At 67.0% G+C, this 26182-nt stretch carries 24 protein-coding genes and 1 riboswitch; of the genes, 15 read left to right on the top strand and 9 right to left on the bottom strand.

The genetic code is table 11. From position 1 onward, the window contains the following. From ACXAGF_RS11330 to ACXAGF_RS11340, 3 genes are all read right to left on the bottom strand, one after another. On the bottom strand, positions 1-177 hold the full coding sequence (locus ACXAGF_RS11330; RefSeq protein WP_475017070.1) for a CbtB domain-containing protein: 177 nt from the start codon (positions 175-177) through the stop codon (positions 1-3). Positions 178-223: 46 nt separating this feature from the next. Further along, positions 224-539, bottom strand: a riboswitch (cobalamin riboswitch). Positions 540-610: 71 nt separating this feature from the next. Further along, the gene (locus tag ACXAGF_RS11335; RefSeq protein WP_475017072.1) at positions 611-2344 is read right to left on the bottom strand and encodes a peptidoglycan-binding domain-containing protein; all 1734 of its coding nucleotides are present in this window, start codon (positions 2342-2344) and stop codon (positions 611-613) included. A 170-nt stretch (positions 2345-2514) separates the two neighbouring features. Beyond that, positions 2515-3975, bottom strand: coding sequence for a cobyric acid synthase (locus ACXAGF_RS11340; RefSeq protein ID WP_475017073.1), 1461 nt, complete (start codon positions 3973-3975; stop codon positions 2515-2517). Between the two features lie 747 nt (positions 3976-4722). Here ACXAGF_RS11340 and ACXAGF_RS11345 point away from each other — a divergent pair. The 4 genes from ACXAGF_RS11345 (at position 4723) to bmt (ending at position 9072) form a co-directional block, all read left to right on the top strand. Further along, entirely contained in the window at positions 4723-5721 is a 999-nt protein-coding gene (locus ACXAGF_RS11345) for an ABC transporter substrate-binding protein (RefSeq protein WP_475017075.1), read from the top strand. 211 nt (positions 5722-5932) lie between these two features. After that, positions 5933-6841: an ABC transporter permease gene (locus tag ACXAGF_RS11350; RefSeq protein ID WP_475017077.1), complete on the top strand. Its 909-nt coding sequence runs from the start codon at positions 5933-5935 to the stop codon at positions 6839-6841. Continuing rightward, on the top strand, positions 6834-7883 hold the full coding sequence (locus tag ACXAGF_RS11355) for a quaternary amine ABC transporter ATP-binding protein (RefSeq protein WP_475017079.1): 1050 nt from the start codon (positions 6834-6836) through the stop codon (positions 7881-7883). The genes ACXAGF_RS11350 and ACXAGF_RS11355 overlap by 8 nt, the downstream gene beginning before the upstream one ends. Positions 7884-8052: 169 nt before the next feature. Beyond that, positions 8053-9072 (top strand): betaine--homocysteine S-methyltransferase, encoded by a 1020-nt coding sequence (gene bmt / locus ACXAGF_RS11360; protein ID WP_475017080.1) that lies wholly within the window; start codon positions 8053-8055, stop codon positions 9070-9072. A 61-nt stretch (positions 9073-9133) separates the two neighbouring features. Here bmt and ACXAGF_RS11365 read toward each other — a convergent pair whose 3' ends face one another. Further along, positions 9134-10273 (bottom strand): pyridoxal phosphate-dependent aminotransferase, encoded by a 1140-nt coding sequence (locus ACXAGF_RS11365; RefSeq protein WP_475019265.1) that lies wholly within the window; start codon positions 10271-10273, stop codon positions 9134-9136. After that, on the bottom strand, positions 10273-10917 hold the full coding sequence (locus ACXAGF_RS11370) for a helix-turn-helix transcriptional regulator (protein WP_475017082.1): 645 nt from the start codon (positions 10915-10917) through the stop codon (positions 10273-10275). The genes ACXAGF_RS11365 and ACXAGF_RS11370 overlap by 1 nt, the downstream gene beginning before the upstream one ends. Positions 10918-11085: 168 nt before the next feature. On the opposite strand from ACXAGF_RS11370, the gene ACXAGF_RS11375 reads away from it, so the two are divergent. Continuing rightward, positions 11086-11433: a hypothetical protein gene (locus tag ACXAGF_RS11375; protein ID WP_475017084.1), complete on the top strand. Its 348-nt coding sequence runs from the start codon at positions 11086-11088 to the stop codon at positions 11431-11433. Positions 11434-11442: 9 nt separating this feature from the next. Here the strand turns inward: ACXAGF_RS11375 and ACXAGF_RS11380 are convergent, their stop codons facing one another. The 3 genes from ACXAGF_RS11380 to ACXAGF_RS11390 form a co-directional block, all read right to left on the bottom strand. Further along, positions 11443-12201 (bottom strand): phosphodiester glycosidase family protein, encoded by a 759-nt coding sequence (locus ACXAGF_RS11380; RefSeq protein WP_475017086.1) that lies wholly within the window; start codon positions 12199-12201, stop codon positions 11443-11445. Between the two features lie 29 nt (positions 12202-12230). Further along, positions 12231-12920 (bottom strand): ferredoxin, encoded by a 690-nt coding sequence (locus tag ACXAGF_RS11385; protein ID WP_475017088.1) that lies wholly within the window; start codon positions 12918-12920, stop codon positions 12231-12233. Between the two features lie 107 nt (positions 12921-13027). Further along, positions 13028-14602: a trimethylamine methyltransferase family protein gene (locus ACXAGF_RS11390; RefSeq protein ID WP_475017090.1), complete on the bottom strand. Its 1575-nt coding sequence runs from the start codon at positions 14600-14602 to the stop codon at positions 13028-13030. Between the two features lie 298 nt (positions 14603-14900). Between ACXAGF_RS11390 and ACXAGF_RS11395 the strand changes: the two genes are divergently transcribed. Next, positions 14901-15596 (top strand): corrinoid protein, encoded by a 696-nt coding sequence (locus tag ACXAGF_RS11395; protein WP_475017092.1) that lies wholly within the window; start codon positions 14901-14903, stop codon positions 15594-15596. A gap of 54 nt (positions 15597-15650) precedes the next feature. Here ACXAGF_RS11395 and ACXAGF_RS11400 read toward each other — a convergent pair whose 3' ends face one another. Next, on the bottom strand, positions 15651-15809 hold the full coding sequence (locus ACXAGF_RS11400; protein WP_475017094.1) for an entericidin domain-containing protein: 159 nt from the start codon (positions 15807-15809) through the stop codon (positions 15651-15653). Positions 15810-15826: 17 nt separating this feature from the next. Between ACXAGF_RS11400 and ACXAGF_RS11405 the strand changes: the two genes are divergently transcribed. The 9 genes from ACXAGF_RS11405 to ACXAGF_RS11445 all read left to right on the top strand — a co-directional run bounded on the left by ACXAGF_RS11405 (position 15827) and on the right by ACXAGF_RS11445 (position 26174). Next, entirely contained in the window at positions 15827-16468 is a 642-nt protein-coding gene (locus ACXAGF_RS11405) for a DUF1638 domain-containing protein (RefSeq protein WP_475017096.1), read from the top strand. An 83-nt stretch (positions 16469-16551) separates the two neighbouring features. Continuing rightward, entirely contained in the window at positions 16552-17403 is an 852-nt protein-coding gene (locus ACXAGF_RS11410; protein ID WP_475017098.1) for a formyl transferase, read from the top strand. A 146-nt stretch (positions 17404-17549) separates the two neighbouring features. Beyond that, on the top strand, positions 17550-17852 hold the full coding sequence (locus ACXAGF_RS11415) for a virulence factor (protein ID WP_475017100.1): 303 nt from the start codon (positions 17550-17552) through the stop codon (positions 17850-17852). Beyond that, positions 17845-18426, top strand: coding sequence for a methylenetetrahydrofolate reductase C-terminal domain-containing protein (locus ACXAGF_RS11420; RefSeq protein ID WP_475017102.1), 582 nt, complete (start codon positions 17845-17847; stop codon positions 18424-18426). Before ACXAGF_RS11415 ends, ACXAGF_RS11420 begins: the two co-directional genes overlap by 8 nt. A gap of 3 nt (positions 18427-18429) precedes the next feature. Next, positions 18430-19524: a methylenetetrahydrofolate reductase gene (locus ACXAGF_RS11425; protein ID WP_475017104.1), complete on the top strand. Its 1095-nt coding sequence runs from the start codon at positions 18430-18432 to the stop codon at positions 19522-19524. An 83-nt stretch (positions 19525-19607) separates the two neighbouring features. Then, positions 19608-20570: a methyltetrahydrofolate cobalamin methyltransferase gene (locus ACXAGF_RS11430; protein WP_475017106.1), complete on the top strand. Its 963-nt coding sequence runs from the start codon at positions 19608-19610 to the stop codon at positions 20568-20570. 115 nt (positions 20571-20685) lie between these two features. Continuing rightward, on the top strand, positions 20686-21033 hold the full coding sequence (locus ACXAGF_RS11435) for a hypothetical protein (protein ID WP_475017108.1): 348 nt from the start codon (positions 20686-20688) through the stop codon (positions 21031-21033). Positions 21034-21231: 198 nt separating this feature from the next. Continuing rightward, entirely contained in the window at positions 21232-23271 is a 2040-nt protein-coding gene (locus tag ACXAGF_RS11440) for an ASKHA domain-containing protein (RefSeq protein ID WP_475017110.1), read from the top strand. A gap of 200 nt (positions 23272-23471) precedes the next feature. Next, on the top strand, positions 23472-26174 hold the full coding sequence (locus ACXAGF_RS11445; protein ID WP_475019266.1) for an HAD-IC family P-type ATPase: 2703 nt from the start codon (positions 23472-23474) through the stop codon (positions 26172-26174). The last annotated feature ends 8 nt before the right edge of the window (positions 26175-26182 follow it).

The following is a 26182-nucleotide window of genomic DNA, read 5'->3' on the forward strand; positions in this document are numbered from 1 at the left end:
TTAGTGGCAGGGAAAGCCGTAGGAGTGACGCGTGTCGTGCGCGGTGTCGTGCAGCACCGAGGAATTGGCCAGCCCAGCGCCGAACACCAGGAAAGCGCCGAGCAGCAGTGCCGTGATTCCTGCGTAGAGGCGATCGTTGAGCGAGAGAGAAGTAGAAGAAACGTTAGAAGCAGCCATGACAACCTCCGTGCTGGCGTAGGGGAAAATTCCCGGAATCGGGCACGATGCCCTTCATTGGCCGGCAGGTCTCCTGGCTCGCGGCGTCCGGCGCATTCGCGCCGACGGCCTCTCCTCGCCTTCCCGGGTTGTGAGCGGCATGAAAGGCGGACGATTCGTAGAAATAGAGGCGTCCAGACCCCGGTTCATCATGCCGCCACCCAGTGGCTTTGCCGGTCGTTCGACCGGCCGGATCGGCCTCGCCACTCTACAGTCGCGGGGTCGGCCGTGATTGGAGCGCCCTGATTGGGTCCACCCCGTCACGTTCCCATTTAAGCGCCGTTCCGTCTCCGGACAGGCGCACCATCCAATAGTGGGATGATTATGCCCGCCGGCCGTCGAAGTCAATCGACTGCCAGCGCCATCCATCCTTCGAATACCGGCGTGGGCGCCGTCAATAGCCGGGACCGCTGATGCCGAGGCCACCGCGATAGACCGGCCCCTCGTAGTAGCCGTCGACCGGACCTTCGTAGTAACCGCCGACCGGTCCCTCGAGGTAGCCGTCGACCGGTCCCTCGTAGACGCGATAGCCGCCGTAATACGGGTCGCGCTGGTAGCGTTGCCGCGCCACCCGCTGGCGATTGCGGTTCTCGACGAACTGCGCCGCCTCGCGCAGTTGCCGGAACTGTTTGCGCGTCAGATAGCCGTCGGCGCGCTGACCGGCCGAGCGTTGCCAGGCGGCGATCGCCGCGCGGGTGCGCGGACCATAGACGCCGTCGATCCCGCCGGTACCGTAGCCGAGGGTGTTCAGCCAGCGCTGCGCCTGCGCCCGCGTGCCGGGCTCCAGGTAGGCCTCGCGTGCATCGGGCGACGTCTCGTAGATCGTCGTCCGCGACTGCAACTGCTGCCGCGCGGCCGGCTGGGGCGCCGGGCTGGACGCGGTTGCGCCTTCCTCGGCCGGCCGTTCCGCGGCCGGCTTCTTTTCCAGCGCCGCCAACCGCTGGCGCGCTTCCGCCGCGAACTTGCCTTCGGGAAAATCGCCGAGATAGGCCTGGTAGGCTTCGGCGTCGCCGTTCAGCACCGCCCGGCTCCAGGCGTTGTCCTCGCGGCGCGCCAGCCGTTCCGTCGCTGCATCGTCGGCCTTGGTCGGCTCGGCGCCGGCCGCCTCGCCGCTACCGGTCGTTACCTCGGTGATGGAACCTGACCCGCCCTCGCGCTCGGCCTGCGGCCGTACATGGGCGCTCTCTTCGGAATCGCTGGCTCCGTCGGCGGCTTCGGGCGGATCGGCGTCCGCCGCCTCATCGCTCGTCACGGGGTCCGTGTTCGCCGTTGCCTGCGCGGCCGCATCCGCCCGCGCCCGGGCCTCGGCGGCCGCTTGCGCCTCCTGCTCGGCCTTCAGCCGCTGCGCCTCCGCCGCTTCCTCGGCCCGCTTGAGCTCGGCCTCTGCCGCGGCGATGGCAGCCTCGGCCTTGGCCCGTTCAGCGGCGGCCGCGTCCGCTCGCGCCTTCGCCTCGGCCGCGGCCTGTTCTTCCTGCTCGGCCTTCAACCGCGCTGCCTCGGCCCGCACCTGCTGCTCGGCCTTCACGCGCGCCGCCTCCGCCGCCGCTTCGGCGCGCTTGCGCTCGGCCTCGGCCGCCTTGCGCGCAGCCTCCGCCTTGGCTTCGGCCGCTCGTCTTTCCTCCTCGGCCGCGCGCGCCTCTTGCTCCTTGCGCAGCCGCTCGGCCTCGGCCGCCCGCCGGTCGGCCGCCTCGGCGGCCCGCCGCTCTTCGTCGACCTTGGCCTTCTCGGCAGCGATTCGGGCATCCTGTTCTGCCTGCAGCCGTTCCGCCTCGGCCGCCTTCTGCGCCGCCTGCGCTTTCTCCTTGTCGGTGGCTGCACCGGTCGTCTTGCCGGCGGCCGCGCCCTGCGCGCCCGTTGCCGCCTTGGCGGCCCCTGCCGCGTTCAGTTCGGCCAGGCGCAGCCGCGCCATCGAGGCGAAGGTGCCGCTCGGATACTGCTTGAGATAGTCCTCATAGCCTGCCGGATCGCTGCCAGACGAAACCTTCTGCCACAGAGAAAACTCCGATTCCCACCGCTTGCTGGCGCTGACGCCGGGCTTGCCGTCCTCCGCCCGCACCGCGGGACTGCCAGCAAGGACAAGTCCGAGCAGAGCCGTCAGACCGAGTTTTGCGAAATGAGCGCTGGTCATGCAGAATTCCCTTTCACACTGCGGGCGTCCGCCACGGCTGGACGCCATTCTAGGCATTTGCATCGGAATCGGGCGCAACTTTGGTGGCTACCCTGCCGGATGAAGATGACGGCTTTACAGACTAGTCCACTGGAAATGACGGCCCGGCGCGCTGGGATAATCGTCGTTTCTCAGTCACTTTTCATCAGCGCATCCAGCCAGCGCGGATCGAGGGCGGCCTCGAGTTCGGCGGCCACCCCATCCAGCGCCGCGTCCACCGCCCCGCGGTAGTCGAAACCGCCGCCGGCAATGCCGAACTCCGCCAGGAGCCGGGCACGGAACGGATCGCTGGACAAGAGCCCGTGCAGATAGGTGCCGAATACACGGCCGTCGGACGAGGTTGCCCCGTCCGGGCGGCCGGCGATCTCGACCGGGGCCCGAGCGCAGTCGGGCCCGCTCGTGCGGCCGAGATGGATCTCGTAGCCGTCGAGCGGCACATCATAGGCGAGCGACCGGGCGCTGCTGTTGCGCACCGTCTTGGCCGGCGCCATCTCGGTCTCGACATCGAGGAAGCCGAGCCCCTCCACCGCCCGTTCGCCGCCTTCGATGCCGAGCGGGTCGGCGACGCGCCGGCCCAGCATCTGGTAGCCGCCGCAGATGCCGATGATGCGGCCACCGCGGCGATGGTGCTGGACGAGATCGCGGTCCCAGCCCTGCGCGCGAAGATCCTTCAGGTCGGCAATGGTCGATTTCGAGCCTGGCAGGACGACGAGCCCGGCATCGGCCGGGATCCGCTCGCCCGGGCGCACGAAGACGAGATCGACGTCGGGTTCCTGGCGCAGCGGGTCGAAGTCGTCGAAATTGGCGATGCGCGACAGGACCGGCACCGCCACCCTCAGCGCGCCCGGCCGCCCGGCGGTCAGCCGCTCAAGCACCACCGAGTCTTCGGCCGGCAGGTGCCGGGCGTGTTTCAGCCAGGGCACGACACCGAAGCACGGCCATCCGGTGTGCCGCGCGATGGCGGCGATCCCGTCGTCGAAGAGGCTGACATCGCCGCGGAACTTGTTGATCAGATAGCCGGTCACCATGGCGCGGTCCTCCGGCGCCAGGATCGCCTGCGTACCGACCAGCGAGGCGATGACGCCGCCGCGGTCGATGTCGCCGACGAGAACGACCGGAACGCCGGCCCGGGTGGCAAAGCCCATGTTGGCGATGTCTCCTGGCCGCAGGTTGATCTCCGCCGGCGAGCCGGCGCCCTCGACCACCACGAGGTCGGCGCCCGCGCCGATCGTCTCGAAGCTGTCCATCACCGCGCCGAGCAGCTTCGGCTTCAGCGCCTGGTAGTCGCGCCCCCGCGCCTGACCGTAGACCTTGCCCTGCACGACGATCTGGCTGCCGGTGTCCGACTGCGGCTTCAGCAGCACCGGGTTCATGTGGACCGAGGACGGCACCCGTGCCGCCAGCGCCTGCAGCCACTGGGCGCGGCCGATCTCGCCGCCGTCGGCGGAGACGGCGGCATTGTTGGACATGTTCTGCGGCTTGAACGGCCGGACCGTCAGGCCGCGATTGGCGGCGATCCGGCACAGGCCTGCGACCAGTACCGTCTTGCCGACATCGGAGCCCGTTCCCTGCAACATGATCTTGCGTGTCATCGGCCTTCCCTAGCATCGGCCCGCACGGCGGCAAAGTCCTGAAAGCGCCGCGCCGATGCGGTCAGGCGCCCCGGCCGCCGGCCGGATCCGGCACCGATGCGTCCGATCGAGGGGATGGCTCGAAAAGAAAAAGCCGCAGCACATCGCAATGATGCCCGCGGCTGGTCCGATACATGGACAAGGCCGGAAAAACGCACCGGCGAAATCGACCCCGGTACGCGATACCTGATCCGGGGACCGGCAGTCGCTTCGCTGCCGTGAACACAGCAATAGCCGCTCATCGTTACCGGATCGTTATTGAGAGCTTAAGCAATGGTGAATCACGCCTGAATAATTGAAGCAGAAGCATTTTATGACCCGGCGGACCATTGCCGGCGGCGGGCTCGGCTGCGACGGCCCGGCCCATGGCGGCACTGCGGTTGCGGTCGGCCTGCCACTCGATGCCAGGCTCCCGATTTCGGCACCCCGGATGCGGCCGGCCGGCCACCCCTGAAAGGTTGATTTATTTGTCGGAATCCTTACGCTGACGCTGCGATCGAAATGCGCTCGGCCCAATGGCGAAGTGGTCGCCGGGGAGCGGGGCGAGACAGGTATGTCACGCAAGCAGAGTATCGACTTGCCTGACCGCTTATCGACCGGGCCTGTCGAACGCGGCGACGGCAGACAGGAGACGACGGCAGACAGGAGTTGCAGTGCCCTGCGCCTGCCCAGATGACCACTGCACCAAGACTGGGAGGTCTTACGACCATGAAGAAGCTGTTCGCTTCAACCGTCCTCGCCGCAGGTGTCTACGTTCTTGCCGGGTCCGCGCAGGCTGCCGATTGCGGCAGTGTGTCGATCGCCGAGATGAATTGGGCCTCGGCCGGCGTCGCCGCGCATGTCGACAAAATGATCCTCGAGAGCGGCTATGGTTGCACCGTGACGCTGGTGACGGGCGACACCATGCCCACCTTCACCTCGATGAACGAAAAGGCGCAGCCGGACCTGGCGCCGGAATTCTGGGTCGATTCGGTGCGCACGGCGCTGCAGGCCGCGGTCGCCGAGGGCCGGTTGATCCAGGCAGCGCCGCTGCTGTCCGAGGGCGGCGTGCAGGGCTGGTGGATCCCGAAATTCCTGGCCGACGCCCACCCCGACATCAAGACCGTACAGGATGCGTTGAAGCATCCCGACCTTTTCCCGGCGCCGGAGGATGCCTCGCGCGGTGCGGTGTTCAATTGCCCGCCGGGCTGGAGCTGCCAGATTTCCACCGCCAACATCTACAACGCCCTGGACGGGGAGACGCACGGGTTTGACCTGGTCGACACCGGCTCGGCCGCCGGCCTCGACGGCTCGATCGCAAACGCGTTCGAAAAGAAGACCGGCTGGCTCGGCTACTACTGGGCGCCGACGGCAATCCTCGGCAAGTACGAGATGATCAAGCTTCCCTTCGGCGTGGAACACGACAAGAAGGAATGGGATACCTGCACCGCCGTCGCCGACTGCGCGAGCCCGAAGCTCAACGCCTATCCGGTCGCCGACGTCTATACGATCGCGACCAAGGAGTTCGTCGAGAAAGCCGGCGTCGCGATGGACTACGTCAAGACCCGCCAGTGGGACAACCAGACGGTCAGCAAGGTCCTGGCCTGGATGTCGGAGAACCAGGGCACGAACAAGGACGCCGCACAGCATTTCCTCGAGACCTATCCCGACGTGTGGTCGAAGTGGGTCACGCCGGAAGTCGCCGAGAAGGTCAAGGCCGCGCTGTGACGCGGCCTGCGGGGCGGACCGGCGCACGCGCGCCCGTCCACTCCCGCCCGCGCCACGGAACCATGACCTGCCGCGAAATTGGTATGAGGAAAACCTAGGTCGCAAACAGCACATGAATGCGCGCCGCTTCATGTGACAAGAGGACAATCGCCGGAACGACAACAACAATTAAGAGCGTCCATGACGCGGCCGGCAGAACAAGGGGACGGAAATGGCATTGTGTGACTACATGCCGGCATTGCTTTGCGAGTTTCCGGCGCTGAGCGATTCCACGATCCGCGCGGGCCGCAAGGTCATCGACGACGGCTTCAAGGGGCTGGTGCGCTCCTATGCCTCCATCATTGATGCGGCCGTCCATCCGCTGCAGGTCTTTTTGAACTTTCTCGAGCGTCTGTTCGTCACCACCCCGTGGCCGTTCGTGATGGCGATCATGCTGGTCGTCGTCTATGCCGGCAGCCGCAGCGCGAAGGTGACGATCGGCACCGCCGCCGCGATGTTTCTCATCGGCCTGTTCGGCCTCTGGCGCGACGCGATGATCACGCTGGCGATGACCACGGTCTGCACGATCTTCGCCGTCCTCATCGGCATTCCGATCGGCATCTTGATGTCGCGCTTCGACCGGGTGCAGGCCATCATCAATCCGATCCTCGACGTGATGCAGACGATGCCGAGCTTCGTCTACCTCATCCCGGTGGTGATGATCTTCGGCATCGGCAAGGTGCCCGGCATGATCGCCGTCGTCATCTACGCCGTTCCGCCGATGATCCGGCTGACCAACCTCGGCATCCGCCTGGTCGACAAGGAGGTGCTGGAAGCGGCCGACGCCTTCGGCTCGTCGAGTTGGCAGAAGCTGAAGAACGTGCAGTTTCCGCTGGCGCTCCCCACCATCATGGCCGGCATCAACCAGACGATCATGATGTCGCTGGCGATGGTCGTCGTCGCCTCGATGGTCGGCGTCGGCGGTCTCGGCAAGAACGTACTCGGCGCCATCAACAACCAGTTCTTTACCGTCGGGTTTCTCAACGGCTTCGCGCTCGTCGCGATCGCCATCATTTTCGATCGAACCAGCCAGGCCTACGGCAGACGGCTGCAGAAGCATTCGGAGGTCGTACATGGTTAGTCATGCAATCGAAGTGAAGAATCTCTACAAAATCTTTGGCCCGCGCGGGCAGGACTACATCGAACAGGTGAAGGGCGGTCTCTCCAAGGCCGAACTGAACGAGAAGTACGGCCACGTGCTCGGCCTGCAGGACATCAACATTTCGATGCCCGCCGGCGGCGTCATGGTGGTAATGGGCCTTTCCGGCTCCGGCAAGTCAACGCTGATCCGCCACATCAACCGCCTGATCGAGCCGACCGCCGGCGAGGTGCTGTATGACGGGGTCGACATCTGTCGCATGAACGAGAGCGACCTGCGCGAGTTCCGCCGCCACAAGACGGCGATGGTGTTCCAGAAGTTTGCGCTGCTGCCGCACCGGACCGTGATCGAGAACACCGTCTACGGTTTGGAAATCCAGGGCATTCCGTCGTCGGAAAGCCGCAAGCGCGCCGGCTACTGGATCGAGCGCGTCGGCCTGGCCGGCTTCGAGAACCACTACCCCAACCAGCTCTCGGGCGGCATGCAGCAGCGCGTCGGCCTCGCCCGCGCCCTGACCAACGACGCGGAGATCCTGTTGATGGACGAGGCCTACTCCGCGCTCGATCCGCTGATCCGCGTCGACATGCAGACGGTGCTGCTCGACCTGCAGAAGGAACTGAAGAAAACGGTCGTCTTCATCACCCACGACCTCGACGAGGCGCTCCGGCTCGGTGACAAGATCGCCATCCTGCGGGACGGCGCCGTGGTGCAGCAGGGAACGGGTCAGGAGATCGTGCTGCGGCCCGCCGACGACTACATCACCGCCTTCGTCAAGGAAGTGAACCGCGGCCGCGTCGTCAACGTCGAGACGATCATGGCGCCGCTTTCGGGCGGTCCCGACGGCATGCCGATCGAAAAGGGCACGGTGCTCGAGACCGCGGCGCGCGCGATGACCGACGCGAACCAGTCGGTCGCGCATGTGATCGACGAGACAAAGCGTCCGATCGGATCGATCACGCTCAACGCGATCATCGCCTCGATGGTGACGCCCACCAGCCACGAGGACCATCCCCAGGCGGCCTAGCCGGCAAACGAGGGCGCCCGCAGGGCGCCCTTCTTGATTCGGCCCATGGCGCCCCGGTCATGCGCAAGCAGGGTTGCCATCATATAAAGAAATGCTTATATCCTTAAGTCATTCGTGGCGCACGATACCGCGCGGCGAACCGTCCCCGGCATGATGAGGAAATAGCCAGATGACCCCCACAACCAACGCGTTGGCGGCCCTGCTCGCCGAAAAGCCGTTCCTGCTTGCCGATGGCGCCACCGGGACCTCTCTCTTCGCCATGGGCCTTGAGGCCGGCGAAGCGCCGGAACTGTGGAACGAGTCAAGGCCGGAAAACATCACCAAGCTGCACCAGGACTTCGTCGACGCCGGTGCCGATATCATCCTCACCAACACCTTTGGCGGCACCCGTCACCGGCTGAAACTGCACCAGGCGCAGGACCGGGTGTTCGCGCTCAACCGGGCGGCCGCCGGGATCGCGCGCGCCGTCGCCGACAAGGACGCGCGCAAGATCATCGTCGCCGGCTCGGTCGGCCCGACGGGAGAGCTGCTGGTGCCGCTCGGCGCGTTGACCTACGAGGACGCGGTCGCGGCCTTCGTCGAGCAGATCGAGGGCCTCAAGGCCGGCGGCGCCGACGTCGCCTGGATCGAGACCATGTCCTCGCCGGAGGAAATCCGCGCGGCCGCCGAGGCTGCGGTCAAGGTCGGGCTGCCCTTCGTCTACACCGGCTCGTTCGACACCGCCGGCAAGACGATGATGGGCCTGCATCCCAAGGACATTCACGGCGTTGCCGGCGACATCGGCTCCGGTCCGCTCGCGGTCGGCGCCAATTGCGGCGTCGGCGCCTCCGACATCCTCTCCTCGCTGCTCGACATGACCGGCGCCGATCCGTCGGCCACGATCGTGGTCAAGGGCAACTGCGGCATTCCCGAGTATCGCGGCGCCGAGATCCACTATTCCGGCACGCCGCCGCTGATGGCCGAATATGCGCGGCTCGCCCGCGACGCCGGCGCGCGCATCATCGGCGGCTGCTGCGGCACTTCCTGCGAGCATCTTGCCGCCATGCGTCAGGCGCTCGACGCGCACGAGCCGCGCGAACGGCCGACGCTGGACACGATCATCGAGGTCATCGGGCCGCTGCGCAACAAGAGCGCGAACGAGGCCGCGCCCGCGCCGGTGCGCGAACGGGGCCGCCGCGCCCGCGGCTGACCCAGCCATCGCCTTCCGGCCGCGCCCGGTCGGAAGGCCACCTGCAGCCGTTTGCGGGCGCTCAGCGCCCGTAGGCCCGATCCAGGAACGCCTTCCACGCCTCCAGCCCGGGCTGGATCTCCTTTCGACCGAAGCCGACGCGGAACCGGTCCTGCGCCACCGGCAGGAGCTCGGACACGAACAGGCTCGACGGCAGGAGCAGCACGCCAGCCTCCTCGACCAGCCGTCGGCAATGCTCCTCCACGCCGTCGCCGCCGAGATAGCGGGCGAAGCCGACACAGGCATCCGGCGTCGTCCAGGCGTAGAGATGATCATGGGCCTGGAAGAACGCCGCCAGCGTGTCGGCGTTCGCCGCGCAGAACCCGCGCGTCCGCGCAAGCAGGGTCTCGCGCGCCTTCAGCCCGATGTTGGCGAGCACCTCGGAGGGCCGGGCATTGCAGATCGAAAGGTAGTGCTTCATCCGCTCCATGCGCTGCAGCACGGCATGGTCGCGGCTGGCGATCCAGCCGATGCGCAGGCCGGGCAGGCCGTAGGCCTTGGACATGACATTCAGCGACATGCCCCTCTCGTAGAGCTCGGCCGCCTGCGGCAGCCGGCGCGACGCGTCGCGCTCGAGCCCGCGATAGACCTCGTCGCTGAAGAGATGGATACCGCGCTGCCGGCACAGGTCGACAAGGCCGTCGTAGATTTCGCGGTCGGCCACCATGCCGGTCGGGTTGTTGGGGAAATTGACGGCGATCAGCCTGGTCTCGGGGCGCAGCGCGCGGCGCACGTCGTCGAGGTCGAGCTGCCAGTTGTTTTCGGGGCGCAGCGGCACCCCGGTCACCGCACCGGCGACCCGCACCGGCAGCGTCTCCATCGACTGGTAGTTCGGGACGGTGACGATCGCGTGGTCGCCCGGCCCGAGCAGGGCCAGCATGGCGCAATAGAGCCCCTCCTCAGCCCCGGCAAAGGTCAGCACGTCGGCGGCCGAAAGCCCGTCATAGGTGGCGGCGATTGTCTCGCGCAGTTCCGGCGAGCCCCAGGTCGGCGTGTAGCCGAGCGTCACCCGATCCCACGCCTCGCGGTCGTCGTCGTCCGCAAGCTTGAGCAGGTCGGAAAGTTCCATGGTCTCGCAGTCGCTGGCAGCCATGTTGTGGCGGGCGGTGAACTCCCAGCGTGAGAAATGGGTCTCGAGGCGGAAGTCCGGGAGCGTGGTCATCATTGGGGTTCCCTGCTGGTCTCGCGGCGGGCATCGGCGAGATAGTTGTAGATGGAAGCGCGCGAGGTGCCGGTCAGGCTGGCAAGGTGCTCGGCGGCGTTGCGCGTCTTGAACAGGCCGCGGGCGTCGAGCGCGGCGACGAGGTCGACGCGGTCGGCGCGCTTCAATGCCGTGAGCGACAGGCCGCGCTCCCTCAGCCAGTCGTGGAGGGCGGCATTCATGGCCTCGCGCCAGTCACCCGAAAACAGCGAGGCCGGCTGCGGCTCCGGCGTGCCGGCGAAAGCCGAAAGCAGCCGCACCGCCGCGTCGATACGCGAGACGTCGAGGTTGACGCACAACAGGCCGATCGATCGGCCCGCTCCGTCCTGCAGGACCGCCGTCACAGACTTCAACCTGCTGCCGTCGGCGCCGATTTTCTCATAGGGGCCGAGCAGCGTCGCCTCCCCCGGCTCGGCGAAGTCGTCCTCGACCAGCGAATCGGCGCCCGGCCTGCGTCCAGAGAAGGCATTCCAGATTCCCGCGATGGTTCGCGTCGCCAGATCGTGCAGGACCACTTCGGCGTGAGGATAAAGCAGCGCGCTGATCGCCGCCGCCGCCGGTCCGTGCAGCGCCATCAGGGCCTGGCTGGAGGAATGTTCAAGCATGATGTCGACATCCACATTTCTGACCATTTTGTCAATATTGGATTTTTAATCTACACATCGGAAAACGCCGCGACCCGGTCCGGGATGGGCAGTTCTCGCGCCTTGCGCCTGCGGAGCCCTTGTCCTATCCAGATTCGGGTAGACAGATTCGCTGAGGAGACCGGGCCGATGAACGCTGCAGATGCCACCGTTGCCGACAGGGAAACGATCGCAGACAAGCTGTCCGGGCTCGGCGCGGCGGAGCAGTCGTTTCTGCACTTGCTGATGGAAGATCAGCAGAGGGACGAAAGCCTCGTCGAAGGCCTGAACCTGCATCTCGATCGCGCCGCACGGGAACCGTTCGTCAACGCGCTCAAGCTGGAACGGCTCGGCGAATGGATCGGGCGGGAGGCCCCGGCGCGGCTGCAGGGCCGGTTGATGGAAGCGGCGCGATCGAGCCATCACGCCGTCCACCAGGCCTTCCGCGCCGGCCTCAGCCGGTCCGGCGGGCTGGCCAACGCCTACCCCAAGGCCTGAAGCCGGCGTTCAGTACGGCAGCGCACCGGCAACGACCACCATCGGCCCCATTCGCGCGAAGCGGTCGTTTCGCAACACGTCCGGCGCGTAGAGGCTGGAAATGCTGCCGTCGAGATATAGCGCGTTCCGGCATCGAAGTTCGTCCCTGAACAGCGTCGCAAAGTCGTGGAACCGCACCGGCGCGCGCGAGATGGCGAATGCCACGCGCCCGTCGGCCAGGATGCCGACGCCATTGCGGATGTTGAGGCTGTCGCTTCGCGGCAGAAAGCGCGGATGGATCGTGCCGTCAATGACGAGCATTGGCCCGGACTGGGTAGCGTAGGCCACCTCCGGCCGGGCCGCGGCAAAGGTCTCGGTCTCCATCACCCCGGCCCGTCCATCGCCAACGAAGAACACCCCGTTCGGCTTGAGGAAGAAGTTGCCCGTGCCGGTGGCGTGGTTCAGCGGCCTGCGCATCTTGCCGTTCTCGACCAGCAGGCCGACCGGCGAAAAGTCCGGGTGGTACATGCCGGCATTCATGCCGAAGACCATGAATTCCCTGTCTTCCCGCAGGATGTCGCGCACCGACCAGAAGCTTGCCGAAGCGCCCGCCCCGTCCGGCACGCCAACGATCCTTATCGTGTCGATGGCCGGATCAAAGCTGCAGACGGTATAGCGCGCAGACAGGTGCGCGACATCCCGGCACGCGGCCACGGCGGTGCCGGCGGCTGGCGCGGCCATCGCCATTGCCGCCACGACAACAGACAGGTGGCGCAGCAAGTGCTTCATTCGCGTTCCCTCTTCCGGTGGGGCATCCGTCACAGGGAAAGCGCGTTCATGTGGAATTGCAACTGCTCTTCGCAGTAGCGATGGCCGGCGCCGACCGGACAGGCGTTGCGGGCGAGACAGCCGGACCGCATGCAGGTGCCCTGCCCCGAGCTGCTGCGCAGATGGTCGCGGCAGGTCCCGACATCGAAGCCCGAGACCGCGACGGCCCCGGCCGGGCAGGACGCCAGGCACGGCTTGTCGGCGCAGCCGTCGCACGGATGGTCGTGTCGCCTCGCCGGTGCATCGAGCCGAGCGGCGAGACCGAGCGCGCCGCGATAGCCGTGCCAGAGGCCGAATTGCGGATGGATCAGGATGCCGAGCGGCGAGGCGCGCAGTCCCTCGGCCCGCATCGCCCAGCGCTGGAACGGCTGCCACGGCGGATCGGACGGGAACCACGCCGTGGCGCCGAGGTCGCGCGCCACGCGGCCGATCACCGCCTTCGACCAGGCGTCCAGTGGATCGGTTCCGCCGCCGTCGGGCCGGGTCGCCCGCCAGGCGCGGAACGCCGGCCAGAGCGAGCTGCCGACGTTGCCGATGAGCGCCACGCTCGCCGCCTGTCGCCCGTCGGCCAAGAGCGGCGCGGCCTCGCCGCCGTCAAAGTTGACGACCCCGCGCAAAAAAAGTCCGTGCGGCTCGAAAGCCGCACGGACCAGTTCGCTCATGCCGGGCTTGGCCGTCATTTCGGCTTCGGCCCCTGCAGCTCGTAGTGTGGCCGCCAGACCTCCTTCTGGATCATGTCGGCCACCTTAGCAGCTCCGCCTTGCTCCCTGGCGCGTTCGGGAGCCTTTCAGGTGAAGGCGTCGGGCATCGAGTCCTTGCGCTTGGCGACGTACTCGAGCAGCGCCTCGTCGATCGCCGGGTCGAGGTACGGCGCCTCGTAGCTTTCCAGCCAGGATCGGCACAGGGCGTTGGCCCGTTCCTCGATGCGCTTGCTGCCTTCGATTTCCCACTGCTCGAACGAGTTGTTGTCGGCCAGCGGCGAGCGGTAGAAGGCCGTCTGGAAGTTCGCCTGCGTGTGGCCGCAGCCGAGATAGTGGCTGCCGGGTCCGACTTCGCGAATGGCGTCCATCGCCTGGGCGTTCTCGGAAAGGTCGACGCCCGCGGCCAATTTCTGCATCATGCCGAGCTGGTCCTGGTCGATCATGAACTTCTCGTAGGAGCTGACCAGGCCGCCTTCGAGCCAGCCGGCCGCGTGCAGGACGAAGTTGGTTCCGGCGAGCAGCGTCATGTTCAGCGTGCTGGACGATTCGTGCGCGGCCTGCGCATCCGGAATCTTCGAGCCGCAGAGCGAGCCGCCGGTCCGGAACGGCAGGCCGAGGCGGCGGGCCAGCTGGGCGGCGCCGTAGGAGACGAGCGAGGGCTCCGGCGTCCCGAAGGTCGGCGCCCCGGACTGCATCGAGATCGAGGCGGCAAAGGTGCCGAACAGCACCGGTGAACCGGCCCGGATGAGCTGGGTGAACGCAGCGCCGGCCAGAACCTCGGCGAGGATCTGCGTCAGCGTGCCGGCAACCGTCACCGGGCTCATCGCGCCCGACAGGATGAAGGGCGAGACCACCGAGGCCTGGTTGTGGCGGGCATAGACCTTGAGCGCGCCCACCATGGTCTCGTCGAACACCATCGGCGAGTTGGCGTTGATCAGGTTCAGCGTCACCGTGTTCTGCTCGACGAACTGCTCGCCGAACACGAGCTTCGCCATGGCGATCGTGTCCTCGGCACGCTCGGGCGCGGTGACCGAGCCCATGAACGGCTTGTCGGAGTATTTGATGTGGCTGTAGATCATGTCCAGGTGGCGCTTGTTCACCGGCACGTCGACCGGTTCGCACACCGTGCCGCCGGACGAATGCATCGACGGCGCCATGTAGGCCAGCTTCACGAAATTGCGGAAGTCCTCGATCGTCGCATAGCGGCGGTTGCCGTCGAGGTCGCGCACGAAGGGCGGGCCATAGACCGGCGCGAACACGGTCGCCTTGCCGCCGATCTGGGCGCTGCGGGCGCCGTTGCGGGCATGCCAGGTGAAGGTGCTGGGCGCGGTCTTGATCAGTTCGCGGCAGAGCCCCTTCGGGAAATGCACCCGCTCGCCCTTGATCTCGCAGCCGGCTTCCTTCCACAGCGCCAGCGCCTCCGCGTCGTCGCGGAACTCGATGCCGATCTCCTCGAGCACGGTGTCGGCGTTGCGTTCGATGAGCTGCAGGCCTTCCTCGTCGAGCACCTCATATTCGCGGATCTTGCGCGTGATATAGGGCAAGGACGGGCCAGGACCGCCGCCGGAACGTGATGCGCGGCGCGCTGCTGCACCCCGACCCTCGCCGCGCGCGCGGCGACCGCCACCTTCGCCTTCCGGCTGATCTGTCGTCAAACTCATGTCGTGTTTCCTCAAGTTTCGCCTGGCGCTGCGGCGCCTGTGGCCCATATGCTAGCAAGTGATCGACTCGGGGCGGGCCTCAATGCGCCAACACGTGGCGCACGCGGGATACCGATGTCGCTCCCGAATTCGCCGCCATCTGCCGGCCTGTCAATCCGGCAAGGCGGCCACTATGCATGGAAGGGTGGACTTGGTCGTTTTTCGCGCTGCGCGACGTCGCTTTCAACATCGGATTGGACGGCCAACCCCGCTAACACTGACATACGATTGCCGCGCCTAATGGAGACGAGGAAACACGATGGCTGACGACGAAATCATTCTCGCGGAACTCTCCGACGACGAACTCGTGCAGCAGATGCACGACGACCTCTACGACGGCCTGAAGGACGAGATCGAGGAAGGCACCAACATCCTTCTCGAGCGCGGCTGGGCGCCCTACGACATCCTGACCCAGGCGCTGGTCGAAGGCATGCGCATCGTTGGCATCGACTTCCGCGACGGCATCCTGTTCGTCCCGGAAGTGCTGCTGTCAGCCAATGCGATGAAGGCCGGGATGTCGATCCTGCGCCCGCTTCTGGCCGCCACCGGCGCGCCGAAGCAGGGCAAGATGGTGATCGGCACCGTCAAGGGCGACATTCACGACATCGGCAAGAACCTCGTCGGCATGATGATGGAAGGCGCCGGGTTCGATGTGGTCGACCTCGGCATCAACAACCCGGTCGAGAACTATCTCGAAGCGATCGAGCGCGAGAAGCCCGACATCCTCGGCATGTCCGCCCTGCTGACGACGACGATGCCCTACATGAAGGTCGTTATCGACACGATGAAGGAAAAGGGCTTGCGCGACGACTACGTCGTTCTCGTCGGCGGTGCGCCGCTGAACGAGGAATTCGGCAAGGCCGTCGGCGCGGACGCCTACTGCCGCGATGCCGCCGTGGCCGTCGAGACCGCCAAGGACTTCATGAAGCGCAAGCACAACGCGCTGGCGGGCTGAGACAAGACCGGCGGCGGCGCCCCTTCGCGCACGCCGCCGGTTTGCGCTTGACTGCTATTGCGCGGCCCGGGCCACGCGCCTGCCGGCGTCCTCGGTAGCGTTGACGGTATTGGCCGCGTCCTGCCCGATGCCGCGAATGGTGTTGCCACAGGCGCTCAAGGTGAGCAGAGTCGCCAGGACGAAGCTGATCTTTGTCACGGTATTTGCGGTCATGGTCGGAGCTCCTCTCGATGGACGCGGCTTACACAAAAAAAGTATGGGGCGAAAAGGTCCCGCTTCAACGCGCGAACAAAGAAAAAGTTCGCGTAATTGCATGCGGTGCCATTGCGCGCGAAATCATCGCCATCCGCGACGCCAACCACCTCGACCATATCGACCTCCAATGCCTGCCGGCCATCTGGCACGCCTACCCGGAGAAGATAACGCCTGGCCTGGAGGCCGCCATCGCCGGGGCGCGCGCGGAGGGGATCGAGCGGATTTTCGTCGGCTATGCCGATTGCGGCACCGGCGGCGCGCTGGATGCCTTGTGCCGGCGCGAGGGCGTCGCCCGGATCGAAGGGCCGCACTGTTATTCGTTCTTCACCGGCAATGATGCCTTCGCCGCGCGAGACGACGACGTCACCTCGTTCTTCCTGACCGATTTCCTTGCCCGTCAGTTCAACGCCTTCGTGATCGAGCCGCTCGGGCTCGACCGGCACCCGCAGCTCCTGCCGATGTATTTCGGCAACTACCGCAAGCTCGTCTACCTCTCGCAACTGGAAGACGAGGAGCTGCAGAAGAAGGCGAAGGACGCCGCCGCCTATCTCGGGCTCGAATACGAGTACCGCTTCACCGGCTACGGCGACCTCACCGGCGCAATGGCCGAGCTTTAGGCTCGAACCTCAGGGAATCGTAACCTTTTTGCGCCTTGCTTGGTCCGAGGAATGTTCCTCGGATCGAACAAGCGGGCGCATGCATGGTGGACGCGACACTTTACGGACAGCAGGCGGAGGATAGAGCCGCCGGCGCCCTGTCCGAGACGACAGGCGCAGCGCCCGGAACCGGTCCGCGCGTTCTCGTCCTGACCCAGGGCGGCCCCAACCCCGAAATCCTCATCAATGCCCTGAAGCACCGATTTTCCGACCTGGTCATCATCGAAGAGCGCTCTGAATCGAAGAAGCAGATGTTGCGGCAGAAGGCGAAGCGCTTCGGCTGGCCGCAGGCGATCGGGCAGATGGCGACCATGGCGGCGTCGAAATTCGGCAAGCCGCTCGCGCGCCGCCGCGCCGAGGAGATCGTCCGCCAGTTCGCCGTCGATCCGCAGCAGGATCCCTCGCTCGTCCGCCGGAAGATCGACAGCGCCAACGGCCCGGAGTTCAGGCGTCTGCTCGCCGAACTGAGGCCGGCCGTCCTGTTTCTCGTCAGCTGCCGCATCCTGACACCGGCGACGCTTGCGGCCGTGCCCTGCCCCGTCCTCAACTTCCATGCCGGCATCAACCCGGCCTATCGCGGCCAGCAGGGCGGCTACTGGGCGCGGGTGATGCGGGACGAGAAGAACTTCGGCGCCACCGTTCATCTGGTCGACGCCGGCGTCGACACCGGCGCCGTGCTCTACCAGGCGCGGGTAGCGCCAGCGGCAAGGGACACGATGCATACCTATCCGTTGCTGCTGACCGCGGCCGGCGCCGGGATTGCGGTCCGAGCGGTGGCCGACGCACTGTCGGGCGAACTCCGCCCGCAAGAGGTCCATGTGGCGCAGTCGCGCCAATGGTACCATCCGCCGATATGGCAATGGCTCTGGAACGGCGTCCGCCGCGGCATCTGGTAGCCCCGACGCCCCCTCGCAGGTGCAGCTGGCCGCAATGTCGCCGGCACTGCCGCAACCAACGTCGCTTTTGGGCGAGGCCCGGTCGTGGCGAGTGCAGCCCGCAGGCCCGCTCTGGAAGCATTGTCGGGGCCGAGGAGAACATCCGAATGGCAGATCGCATCATCGTCTACTGGCGGGACATCCCCGCGCAGGTCATCATCAAGCAGGGTCGCAAGACGGCCAAGCGCGAGCTATCCTTGCGTTTCACCGAGGCGATCGACATGTGCGCCATGCGCACCGGCGCCGCCGAGACCGACGACTACCTCGCGGAGTGGCGCAAGGCCGATCCGGTGGCGGTCTCCGACGACCTCGAGGCGGAAGCCGAGGCGGCAGCGGCCGAACTCGAGGCCGCCTACGACCGCGAGCGCCTCGTCGCCCTCGTCAAGGCCGGAGGCCGTGACCATGGCTGAAGTACGCCAGAAGCCGGGCAATGCCGGCGCTGCGGCGAAGGCCAAGACCGGCGCCTTCACCCCGGCCGGCGTGTCGCCGAGCCGCCGCTCGCGCCACAAATACACCGTGCGCCTGTGGGCCGTCCGCCACTCACGCTTCCTCGAGTGGTTCTACATGCGCTTCGCCGACATGTTCCTGCTGCTGCACCCGGTGTGGAAGCTGTTCGGCTACCAGCGGGTCGAGCGCCCCATCACCTTCGTCGAGCGGCACGTCAAGGGCTTCCTGTTCGACTGTCGCATGTGCGGCCAGTGCGCGCTCTCCTCCACCGGCATGTCCTGCCCGATGAACTGTCCCAAGCAACTGCGCAACGGCCCCTGCGGCGGCGTCCGCGCCAACGGCAATTGCGAGGTCGAGCCGGACATGCCCTGCGTCTGGGTCCAGGCCTGGAAGGGCTCGCAGAACATGGTCAAGGGAAATGCCATCATGAACGTCCAGAAACCGGTCAACCAGTCGCTGCGCGAGACCTCGTCCTGGCTGCGCGTGACGGCCGAGGCTGCCGCGGAGCGCGAAGCCGCATCCGGAAAGGACGCCTAAGCCATGGCCCATATCGATGAAAACCCGCTCGGCGTCCACCTGCCGCTCGACCCGCTGCCCGGCCACTCCTCGCTCGGCCGTCTCGAGCGCGTGCTGCGGCGCGGCGAGTTCGCCGTCACCGCCGAACTCAACCCGCCCGACAGCGCCAACCCGGAGGACGTCTACGAGCGCGCTGCGATCTTCGACGGTTGGGTGGACGGCATCAACGCCGTCGACGCCTCCGGCGCCAATTGCCACATGTCCTCGGTCGGCATCTGCGCGCTGCTGACGCGCATGGGCTATGCCCCGATCATGCAGATCGCCTGCCGCGACAAGAACCGCATCGCCATCCAGGGCGACGTCCTGGGCGCCGCCGCCATGGGCGTGTGCAACATCATGTGCCTGACGGGCGACGGCGTGCAGGCCGGCGACCAGCCGGGCGCCAAGCCCGTCTTCGACCTCGACTGCATGTCGCTGCTCGAGACCGTGCGCAACATGCGCGACAATGCCAAGTTCCTGTCCGGGCGCAAGCTGACGACGCCGCCGAAGGTCTTCCTCGGCGCGGCGATCAACCCGTTTGCGCCGCCCTACGACTTCCGCCCCCATCGCCTCGCCAAGAAAATCGAGGCCGGCACCCAGTTCGTGCAGAGCCAGTATTGCTTCGACGTGCCGATGTTCCGGGAATACATGAAGAAGGTGCGTGACCTCGGCCTGCACGAGAAGTGCTACATCCTGGTCGGCGTCGGCCCGATGGCTTCGGCCAAGACGGCGCGCTGGATCCGCTCCAACGTCCCCGGCATCCACATTCCTGATTCGGTCGTCGCCCGCCTTGAGGGCGCCCAGGACCAGAAGAAGGAAGGCAAGCAACTCTGCATCGACATCATCAACGAGGTCAAGGAGATCGAGGGCGTCTCCGGCATCCACGTCATGGCCTACCGCCAGGAGGAGTATGTCGCTGAGATCGTCCACGAATCCGGCGTGCTGAAGGACAGGAAGCCCTGGAAGCGCGAACCCAACCCGATCGACCAGCTGGTCGCCGAGCGTATCGAGGAGGTTCGCGCCGGCAACGAGCAGAACCAGCAGGAAATGGCGGAGATTGCTGCCCACCACCCGCATTGACGCCCCGCCGCCGCGATCGTGGATCGCTGGCATGAACCGCACACCCGCGCGATAGGCATTCGCGCAAGACCAGAGGACTTCCCATGACCCGTACCATCGTCGCCTCGGCCACCCGCGAAATCGTCATCGGCTTCGACCAGCCCTTTTGCGTGATCGGCGAGCGCATCAACCCGACCGGCCGCAAGAAGCTGGCCGCCGAAATGATCGAGGGCAACTTCGAGACCGTCATCAAGGACGCGCTGGAGCAGGTCGCCGCCGGCGCCACCATGCTGGACGTCAACGCCGGCGTCACCTCGGTCAACCCGAACGAGACCGAGCCGGGCCTGCTGGTGCAGACGCTCGAAATCGTCCAGGGCCTCGTCGATATCCCGCTCGCGATCGACAGCTCCGTCACCGCGGCGATCGAGGCCGGCCTCAAGGTCGCCAAGGGTCGTCCGCTGGTCAACTCCGTCACCGGCGAGGAGGAGAAGCTCGAAGCGATCCTGCCGCTCGTCAAGAAGTACGACGTGCCGGTGGTCGCCATCTCCAACGACGAGACCGGCATCTCGATGGATCCGGACGTCCGCTTCGCCGTCGCCAAGAAGATCGTCGAACGCGCCATGGATCACGGCATCAAGCCCGAGGACGTCGTCGTCGACCCGCTCGTCATGCCGATCGGTGCACTCGGCGACGCTGGTCGCCAGGTATTCGCCCTGCTTCGCCGCCTGCGCGAGGAGCTGAAGGTCAACACGACCTGCGGCCTTTCCAACATCTCCTTCGGCCTGCCGCACCGCCACGGCATCAACGCCGGCTTCATCCCGATGGTCATCGGCGCCGGCATGACCTCGGCGATCATGAACCCGTGCCGCCCGCAGGAGATGGAAGCGGTCCGCGCCGCCAACGTGCTGAGCGGCACCGACCCCAACTGCACCAACTGGATCATGACCTACCGCGACCACAAGCCCGCCGAGGGCGGCGCTGCGGCCGCATCCGCCGCCCCGGCCGCAGCGGCTGGCCGTCGCGGCGGTCGTGCCGCCCGTGCCGGGGCTGCCGCCACCAAGGAGTAAGCGCGCCGGCGGCGTCATGCACTTTCGTCTGCATCGGTTCGATTGTCCTTGCGATGGCAGCGGCAGTTGTGCTCAGCTTGCGCCAAGCTGATCGCCAAGGACGGGAGTAACCGCCATGACGCCGCGCCGACTCCGGATGAACGCCGCCACGCTCTGGCTCGATGCGCCCTTCGTGATCGCGCTTCGGCTGCACCAGATGCAGATGGCCGCGCTCGCCGGCAAGTCGCAGGATGCGGCCGAGCTTCAGCGCATGATCACGGAGAAAGTGGCGGCCACCGCCGAGAGCGCCGTCGCCGTCAACATCGCGCTCTGGCGCACGGCCTTCGACACGACGCTGCGCGTCATGACCGGAGGCCAGGCCTCCGCCACCAGGAGCGGCACGGCGATCGCCTCGGCCGCCCTCCAGCCCTATGGCCGGCGGGTCCGCCACAACGCCCGCCGCCTGTCCGGCAAGAAGTCCTGAGTCGCCGGATCCGCGCAAAGCCGGCCATCCCCGCAAAATGATGCTGGCAGATCTTTTCATGTCGGGATTTGACAACTATCAGGTGCCGTTCCGGTGCAGTCTGGTCCCGTTTACCCATGTTTCGCGCCCCCGCGTCGAGGCCGGCAGGAAAGACCGAACAGCATGCGCATCGAAGGCACATCCGAAAACGAGACCAACATGACCGAAGCTGCGCAGAAGGACCCCCTGGTGCTGTTCATGCCGTCCGGCAAACGCGGCCATTTCCCGGTGGGAACGCCGGTGCTGGACGCGGCGCGCAAGCTCGGCGTCTACGTCGAGAGCGTCTGCGGCGGTCGAGCGACCTGCGGACGCTGCCAGATCTCGGTGCAGGAAGGCAATTTCGCCAAGCACAAGATCGTCTCCTCCCTCGACCACATCTCCGAAAAGGGACCGAAGGAGCAGCGCTACGAGAAGGTGCGCGGCCTGACCGACGGCCGGCGCCTCTCCTGTTCCGCCCAGATCCTCGGTGACCTCGTCGTCGACGTGCCGCAGGACACGGTCGTCAACGCCCAGGTCGTGCGCAAGGCGGCCACGGACCGGGTGATCGAGCGCAACGCCGCCGTCCAGCTCTGCTATGTCGAGGTGGACGAGCCGGACATGCACAAGCCGCTCGGCGACCTCGACCGGCTCAAGGTGATGCTGGAGAAGGACTGGGGCTGGAAGGACCTGCTGATCGCTCCTCACCTCATTCCCGACATCCAGCCGATCCTGCGCAAGGGCAACTGGGGCGTGACGGCAGCGATCCACCGCGACATGGATTCTTCGCGCCCGTTCATCATCGGGCTGTGGCCGGGCCTGAAGAACGAGGCCTACGGCATCGCCTGCGACATCGGCTCGACGACGATCGCGATGCACCTCGTGTCGCTGCTGTCCGGCCGTATCGTCGCCTCCTCCGGCACCTCGAACCCGCAGATCCGTTTCGGCGAGGACCTGATGAGCCGGGTCTCCTACGTCATGATGAACCCGGACGGCCGGGAAGCCATGACGAAGGCGGTGCGCGAGGCCGTCAACAGCCTGATCGGCAAGGTCTGCGACGAGGGCGGCGTCGACCGCCACGACGTGCTCGACCTGGTGTTCGTCGCCAACCCGATCATGCACCACCTGTTCCTCGGCATCGATCCGACCGAACTCGGTCAGGCGCCGTTTGCGCTGGCCGTCTCCGGAGCGCTGCAATACTGGGCCCATGACATCGACATCGACGTCAACCGCGGCGCGCGCATCTACACGCTCCCCTGCATCGCCGGCCATGTCGGCGCCGACGCCGCCGGCGCGACGCTGGCGGAAGGCCCGCACCGCCAGGACAAGATGATGCTGCTCGTCGATGTCGGCACCAATGCCGAGATCGTGCTCGGCAACCGGGCCCGCGTCGTCGCCGCCTCCTCGCCGACCGGTCCGGCGTTCGAGGGCGCGGAGATCTCCTCCGGTCAGCGCGCCGCTCCCGGCGCGATCGAGCGCGTGCGCATCGATCCGGAAACGCTGGAGCCGCGCTTCCGCGTCATCGGCGTGGAGCAGTGGTCGGACGAGGAGGGCTTCGCCGCGGCGGTGGCCGCCGTCGGCGTCACCGGCATCTGCGGCTCGGCGATCATCGAGGTGGTGGCCGAGATGTACCTCGCCGGCGTCATCTCCGCCGATGGGGTGGTCGACGGCGCGATGGCGGCGCGCAGCCCGCGCATCATCCCGAACGGCCGCACCTTCTCCTACCTCCTCCACGACGGCGAGCCGCGCATCACGGTGACGCAGAACGACATCCGCGCCATCCAGTTGGCCAAGGCCGCCCTCTATGCCGGCATCAAGCTGCTGATGGAAAAGCAGGGCGTCGAGCGGGTCGACACGATCCGCTTCGCCGGCGCCTTCGGATCGTTCATCGATCCGAAATACGCCATGGTGCTCGGTCTGATCCCCGACTGCGACCTCGACGAGGTCAAGGCGGTCGGCAACGCCGCCGGCACCGGGGCGCTGATGGCCCTGCTCAACCGCGGGCATCGCCGCGAGATCGAACAGATCGTCGGCCGCATCGAGAAGATCGAAACCGCGCTGGAGAGCAACTTCCAGCAGCTCTTCGTCAACGCCATGGCCATGCCGAACAAGGTGGATTCGTTCCCGCACCTCGAAGCCGTCGTCACCCTGCCGGCGCGCAAGGTTCTGTCGGACGAGGGCGGCGACGGCGGTGGCCGCCGCCGCCGGCGCAGCCGCGAATAGCGCACCGGCCCCGCCGCCGGGATACGCCGGCGGCCCATGCGCAGCACTTTGCCCGGCGATGCTTGACCTGGATCATGCCCGCGCCACTATCCTCCTGATAGCTCGTGATCTTCGATGACGCCCGGCGGCCCGCCGGGCCGAGCCGTGCAGCGCGGAGATCGGAAGTGGACATTCGAACGAGGATTTCGGACGGTGATGTGATGCACCACACGCGGGCGGAAGCGGCAAAGGCCTGGCATGCGCTTCCTGTCGCCGAAGTGATGGCCATGCTTGGTACGAGCAGCCAGGGCCTTGCGCCGGACGAGGTGCAACGGCGGCTCGAAGCCTGCGGGCCGAACGAACTGCCCGCACCACCTCCGCCCCATCCATTGCTGCGCTTTCTCGGCCAGTTCAACAATACGCTGATCTACTTCCTGCTCGCCGCCGCCCTCGTCGCGGCAGTGCTCGCGCATTTCGTCGACGCCGGCGTCATCGTCGCCGTCGTGCTCGTCAACGCCGTCGTCGGCTTCGTGCAGGAGGGCCGGGCCGAGCAGGCGCTCGACGCGATCCGCGACATGATCTCCCCGCACGCCCGCGTCCTGCGCGGTGAACGATGGCACGACGTCGATGCCCGCGGCATCGTCCCTGGCGACATCCTGCTGCTGGAGGCGGGCGACCGGGTGCCCGCAGACGTCCGGCTGGCGCGTGCGCGCAACCTGCTCGTCAACGAGGCCGCGCTGACGGGCGAGTCCGTCCCGGCGGAAAAGCGCGAGGAGCCGGTGCCCGCGGAGGCCGCCCTCGGCGACCGTCACTCGATGCTCTTTTCCGGCACGATCGTCGCGACCGGCCAGGCGACGGCCATCGCCGTCGCGACCGGCGGCAGGACGCAGATCGGTCGCATCTCCGCGATGATCGGCGCCGTCCAGACGCTCCAGACCCCGCTTCTTGCGCAAATCAACAGGTTCGGGAGGATCTTCACCTCCGTCGCGATCGCCATGGCGGCCGCCCTCATGGCGTTCGCCATGCTCGTGCACGGATATACCTGGGTCGACGCGCTGATGATCGCGGTCGCGCTGGCGGTCGGCGCCGTCCCGGAGGGCCTGCCGGCGGTCATCACCATCACCCTTGCCATCGGCGTCCAGCGCATGGCCCGGCGCAACGCCGTCGTCCGGCGGCTGCCGGCCGTCGAGACGCTCGGCGCCGTCTCCGTGATCTGCTCGGACAAGACGGGCACGCTCACCAGGAACGAAATGACGGCGTGCCGCCTCGCCACCGCTGCCGCCGAGCGTGCGGTGACCGGCTCCGGCTATGCTCCCGAGGGTCGGATCGACGGCGATACGATCGGCGCGGACCCGGCAGCCGCCGAACTCGTCCGGGCCGCGCTTCTCTGCAACGACGCGCAGCTGGTCCAGACGGACGGCACCTGGACGGTGCTTGGCGATCCGATGGAAGGCGCGCTGGTGACGCTGGCGCTGAAGGCCGGGCTCCACCCGGAAGCCGAGCGGTCCCGCTGGAGCCGGGTCGACGAGATCCCCTTCGACGCGCAGCACCGGTACATGGCGACGCTTCACCGCGATCCGGACGGCGGCGGCCGCATCTTCGTCAAGGGCGCTCCCGAGCGGGTGCTGGCGATGTGCGTCACCCAGGCCGGCAGCGCGGCGGCGACGGTCGACGCGGACTACTGGCGCGACCGCATCGCCGCGGCCGCCGGCAATGGCGAGCGCATTCTGGGATTCGCATCGGCGGGGACGCCGGCGGCAATCGAGCGCCTGACCTTTGGAGATGTCGAGGACGGCCTCGTCTTTCTCGGCATCGTCGGCTTCATCGATCCGCCGCGCGGCGAGGCCGTCGCCGCCGTCGCCGATTGCCGCTCGGCCGGGATCGCGGTGAAGATGATCACCGGCGACCACGCCGACACCGCCACCGCCATCGCGCGCCAGCTGGCCATCGCCGACGCGCCGAGGACGATGACCGGGGCGGAACTCGACGCGGTGGCGGAGGCAGATCTCGGCACCATCATCGCCGAAACGAGCGTGTTCGCGCGCACCAGTCCGGAGCACAAGCTGCGGATCGTCCGCGCCCTCCAGGCCGGCGGCAACGTGGCCGCCATGACGGGCGACGGGGTCAACGACGCGCCGTCGCTGAAGCAGGCCGACGTCGGCATCGCCATGGGCCGCAAGGGCACCGAGGCGGCCAAGGAGGCCGCCCAGATGGTGCTGGTCGACGACAACTTCGCCACCATCGTCGCCGCCGTGCACGAGGGCCGGACGGTGTTCGACAACATCCGCAAGGTCATCGCCTGGACGATGCCGACGAACGGCGGCGAGGTGCTGAGCGTCGTTCTCGCCATTGCCCTCGGCCTGGCCCTGCCGATGACGCCGGCGCAGATCCTCTGGATCAACATGATCACCGCCTCCACCCTCGGGCTCGTGCTGGCCTTCGAGCCGCCGGAGCCCAACGTCATGCGGCGTCCACCGCGCGGACGCTATGCCCCGCTCGTGACCCGCTTTATCGCCTGGAGGATCGTCTTCGTCTCGCTCCTCTTCACGGTCGGTGTCTTCGGCATCTACGAATACGCAATCAGCAAGGGTCTGGGCGAGGACGCCGCCCGCACCATGGTCGTCAACACGATGGTGGTGATGGAGGTCTTCTACCTGTTCAACGTGCGCTACCTGCACACGACCTCGTTCAGCCTCCGCGGCCTGCTCGGCACGCCGGCGGTGCTGATCGCTCTCCTCGTCGTCGTTGTCGCGCAGCTGGGGTTCACCTACGCGCCATTCATGAACGCGCTGTTCCGCAGCACCCCGGTCGGGGCCGTCGACGGCACCGTCATCATCGCGGTCGGTATTCTCGTGATGATCGTTCTCGAGATCGAGAAAGCAATCATGCGCCGGCTCGGTGCGCTAAGGCCGGCGGAAAGCTGAAACGCCGC

This window comes from Mycoplana sp. ABR4_002 (assembly GCF_056159645.1).

Excerpts from the sequence above, each read along its gene's own strand:
- ACXAGF_RS11400 (WP_475017094.1), bottom strand. The coding sequence starts at position 15,809 with ATGACCGCAAATACCGTGACAAAGATCAGCTTCGTCCTGGCGACTCTG.
- ACXAGF_RS11435 (WP_475017108.1), top strand. The coding sequence starts at position 20,686 with ATGACGCCGCGCCGACTCCGGATGAACGCCGCCACGCTCTGGCTCGAT.
- ACXAGF_RS11370 (WP_475017082.1), bottom strand. The coding sequence starts at position 10,917 with ATGCTTGAACATTCCTCCAGCCAGGCCCTGATGGCGCTGCACGGACCG.
- ACXAGF_RS11340 (WP_475017073.1), bottom strand. The coding sequence starts at position 3,975 with ATGACACGCAAGATCATGTTGCAGGGAACGGGCTCCGATGTCGGCAAG.
- ACXAGF_RS11410 (WP_475017098.1), top strand. The coding sequence starts at position 16,552 with ATGGTGGACGCGACACTTTACGGACAGCAGGCGGAGGATAGAGCCGCC.
- ACXAGF_RS11425 (WP_475017104.1), top strand. The coding sequence starts at position 18,430 with ATGGCCCATATCGATGAAAACCCGCTCGGCGTCCACCTGCCGCTCGAC.
- ACXAGF_RS11385 (WP_475017088.1), bottom strand. The coding sequence starts at position 12,920 with ATGACGGCCAAGCCCGGCATGAGCGAACTGGTCCGTGCGGCTTTCGAG.
- ACXAGF_RS11345 (WP_475017075.1), top strand. The coding sequence starts at position 4,723 with ATGAAGAAGCTGTTCGCTTCAACCGTCCTCGCCGCAGGTGTCTACGTT.
- ACXAGF_RS11330 (WP_475017070.1), bottom strand. The coding sequence starts at position 177 with ATGGCTGCTTCTAACGTTTCTTCTACTTCTCTCTCGCTCAACGATCGC.
- ACXAGF_RS11415 (WP_475017100.1), top strand. The coding sequence starts at position 17,550 with ATGGCAGATCGCATCATCGTCTACTGGCGGGACATCCCCGCGCAGGTC.
- ACXAGF_RS11445 (WP_475019266.1), top strand. The coding sequence starts at position 23,472 with ATGCACCACACGCGGGCGGAAGCGGCAAAGGCCTGGCATGCGCTTCCT.
- ACXAGF_RS11420 (WP_475017102.1), top strand. The coding sequence starts at position 17,845 with ATGGCTGAAGTACGCCAGAAGCCGGGCAATGCCGGCGCTGCGGCGAAG.
- ACXAGF_RS11430 (WP_475017106.1), top strand. The coding sequence starts at position 19,608 with ATGACCCGTACCATCGTCGCCTCGGCCACCCGCGAAATCGTCATCGGC.
- ACXAGF_RS11440 (WP_475017110.1), top strand. The coding sequence starts at position 21,232 with ATGACCGAAGCTGCGCAGAAGGACCCCCTGGTGCTGTTCATGCCGTCC.
- ACXAGF_RS11375 (WP_475017084.1), top strand. The coding sequence starts at position 11,086 with ATGAACGCTGCAGATGCCACCGTTGCCGACAGGGAAACGATCGCAGAC.
- ACXAGF_RS11380 (WP_475017086.1), bottom strand. The coding sequence starts at position 12,201 with ATGAAGCACTTGCTGCGCCACCTGTCTGTTGTCGTGGCGGCAATGGCG.
- ACXAGF_RS11355 (WP_475017079.1), top strand. The coding sequence starts at position 6,834 with ATGGTTAGTCATGCAATCGAAGTGAAGAATCTCTACAAAATCTTTGGC.
- ACXAGF_RS11395 (WP_475017092.1), top strand. The coding sequence starts at position 14,901 with ATGGCTGACGACGAAATCATTCTCGCGGAACTCTCCGACGACGAACTC.
- ACXAGF_RS11365 (WP_475019265.1), bottom strand. The coding sequence starts at position 10,273 with ATGACCACGCTCCCGGACTTCCGCCTCGAGACCCATTTCTCACGCTGG.
- ACXAGF_RS11390 (WP_475017090.1), bottom strand. The coding sequence starts at position 14,602 with ATGAGTTTGACGACAGATCAGCCGGAAGGCGAAGGTGGCGGTCGCCGC.
- ACXAGF_RS11405 (WP_475017096.1), top strand. The coding sequence starts at position 15,827 with ATGGACGCGGCTTACACAAAAAAAGTATGGGGCGAAAAGGTCCCGCTT.
- ACXAGF_RS11350 (WP_475017077.1), top strand. The coding sequence starts at position 5,933 with ATGGCATTGTGTGACTACATGCCGGCATTGCTTTGCGAGTTTCCGGCG.
- ACXAGF_RS11335 (WP_475017072.1), bottom strand. The coding sequence starts at position 2,344 with ATGACCAGCGCTCATTTCGCAAAACTCGGTCTGACGGCTCTGCTCGGA.
- bmt (WP_475017080.1), top strand. The coding sequence starts at position 8,053 with ATGACCCCCACAACCAACGCGTTGGCGGCCCTGCTCGCCGAAAAGCCG.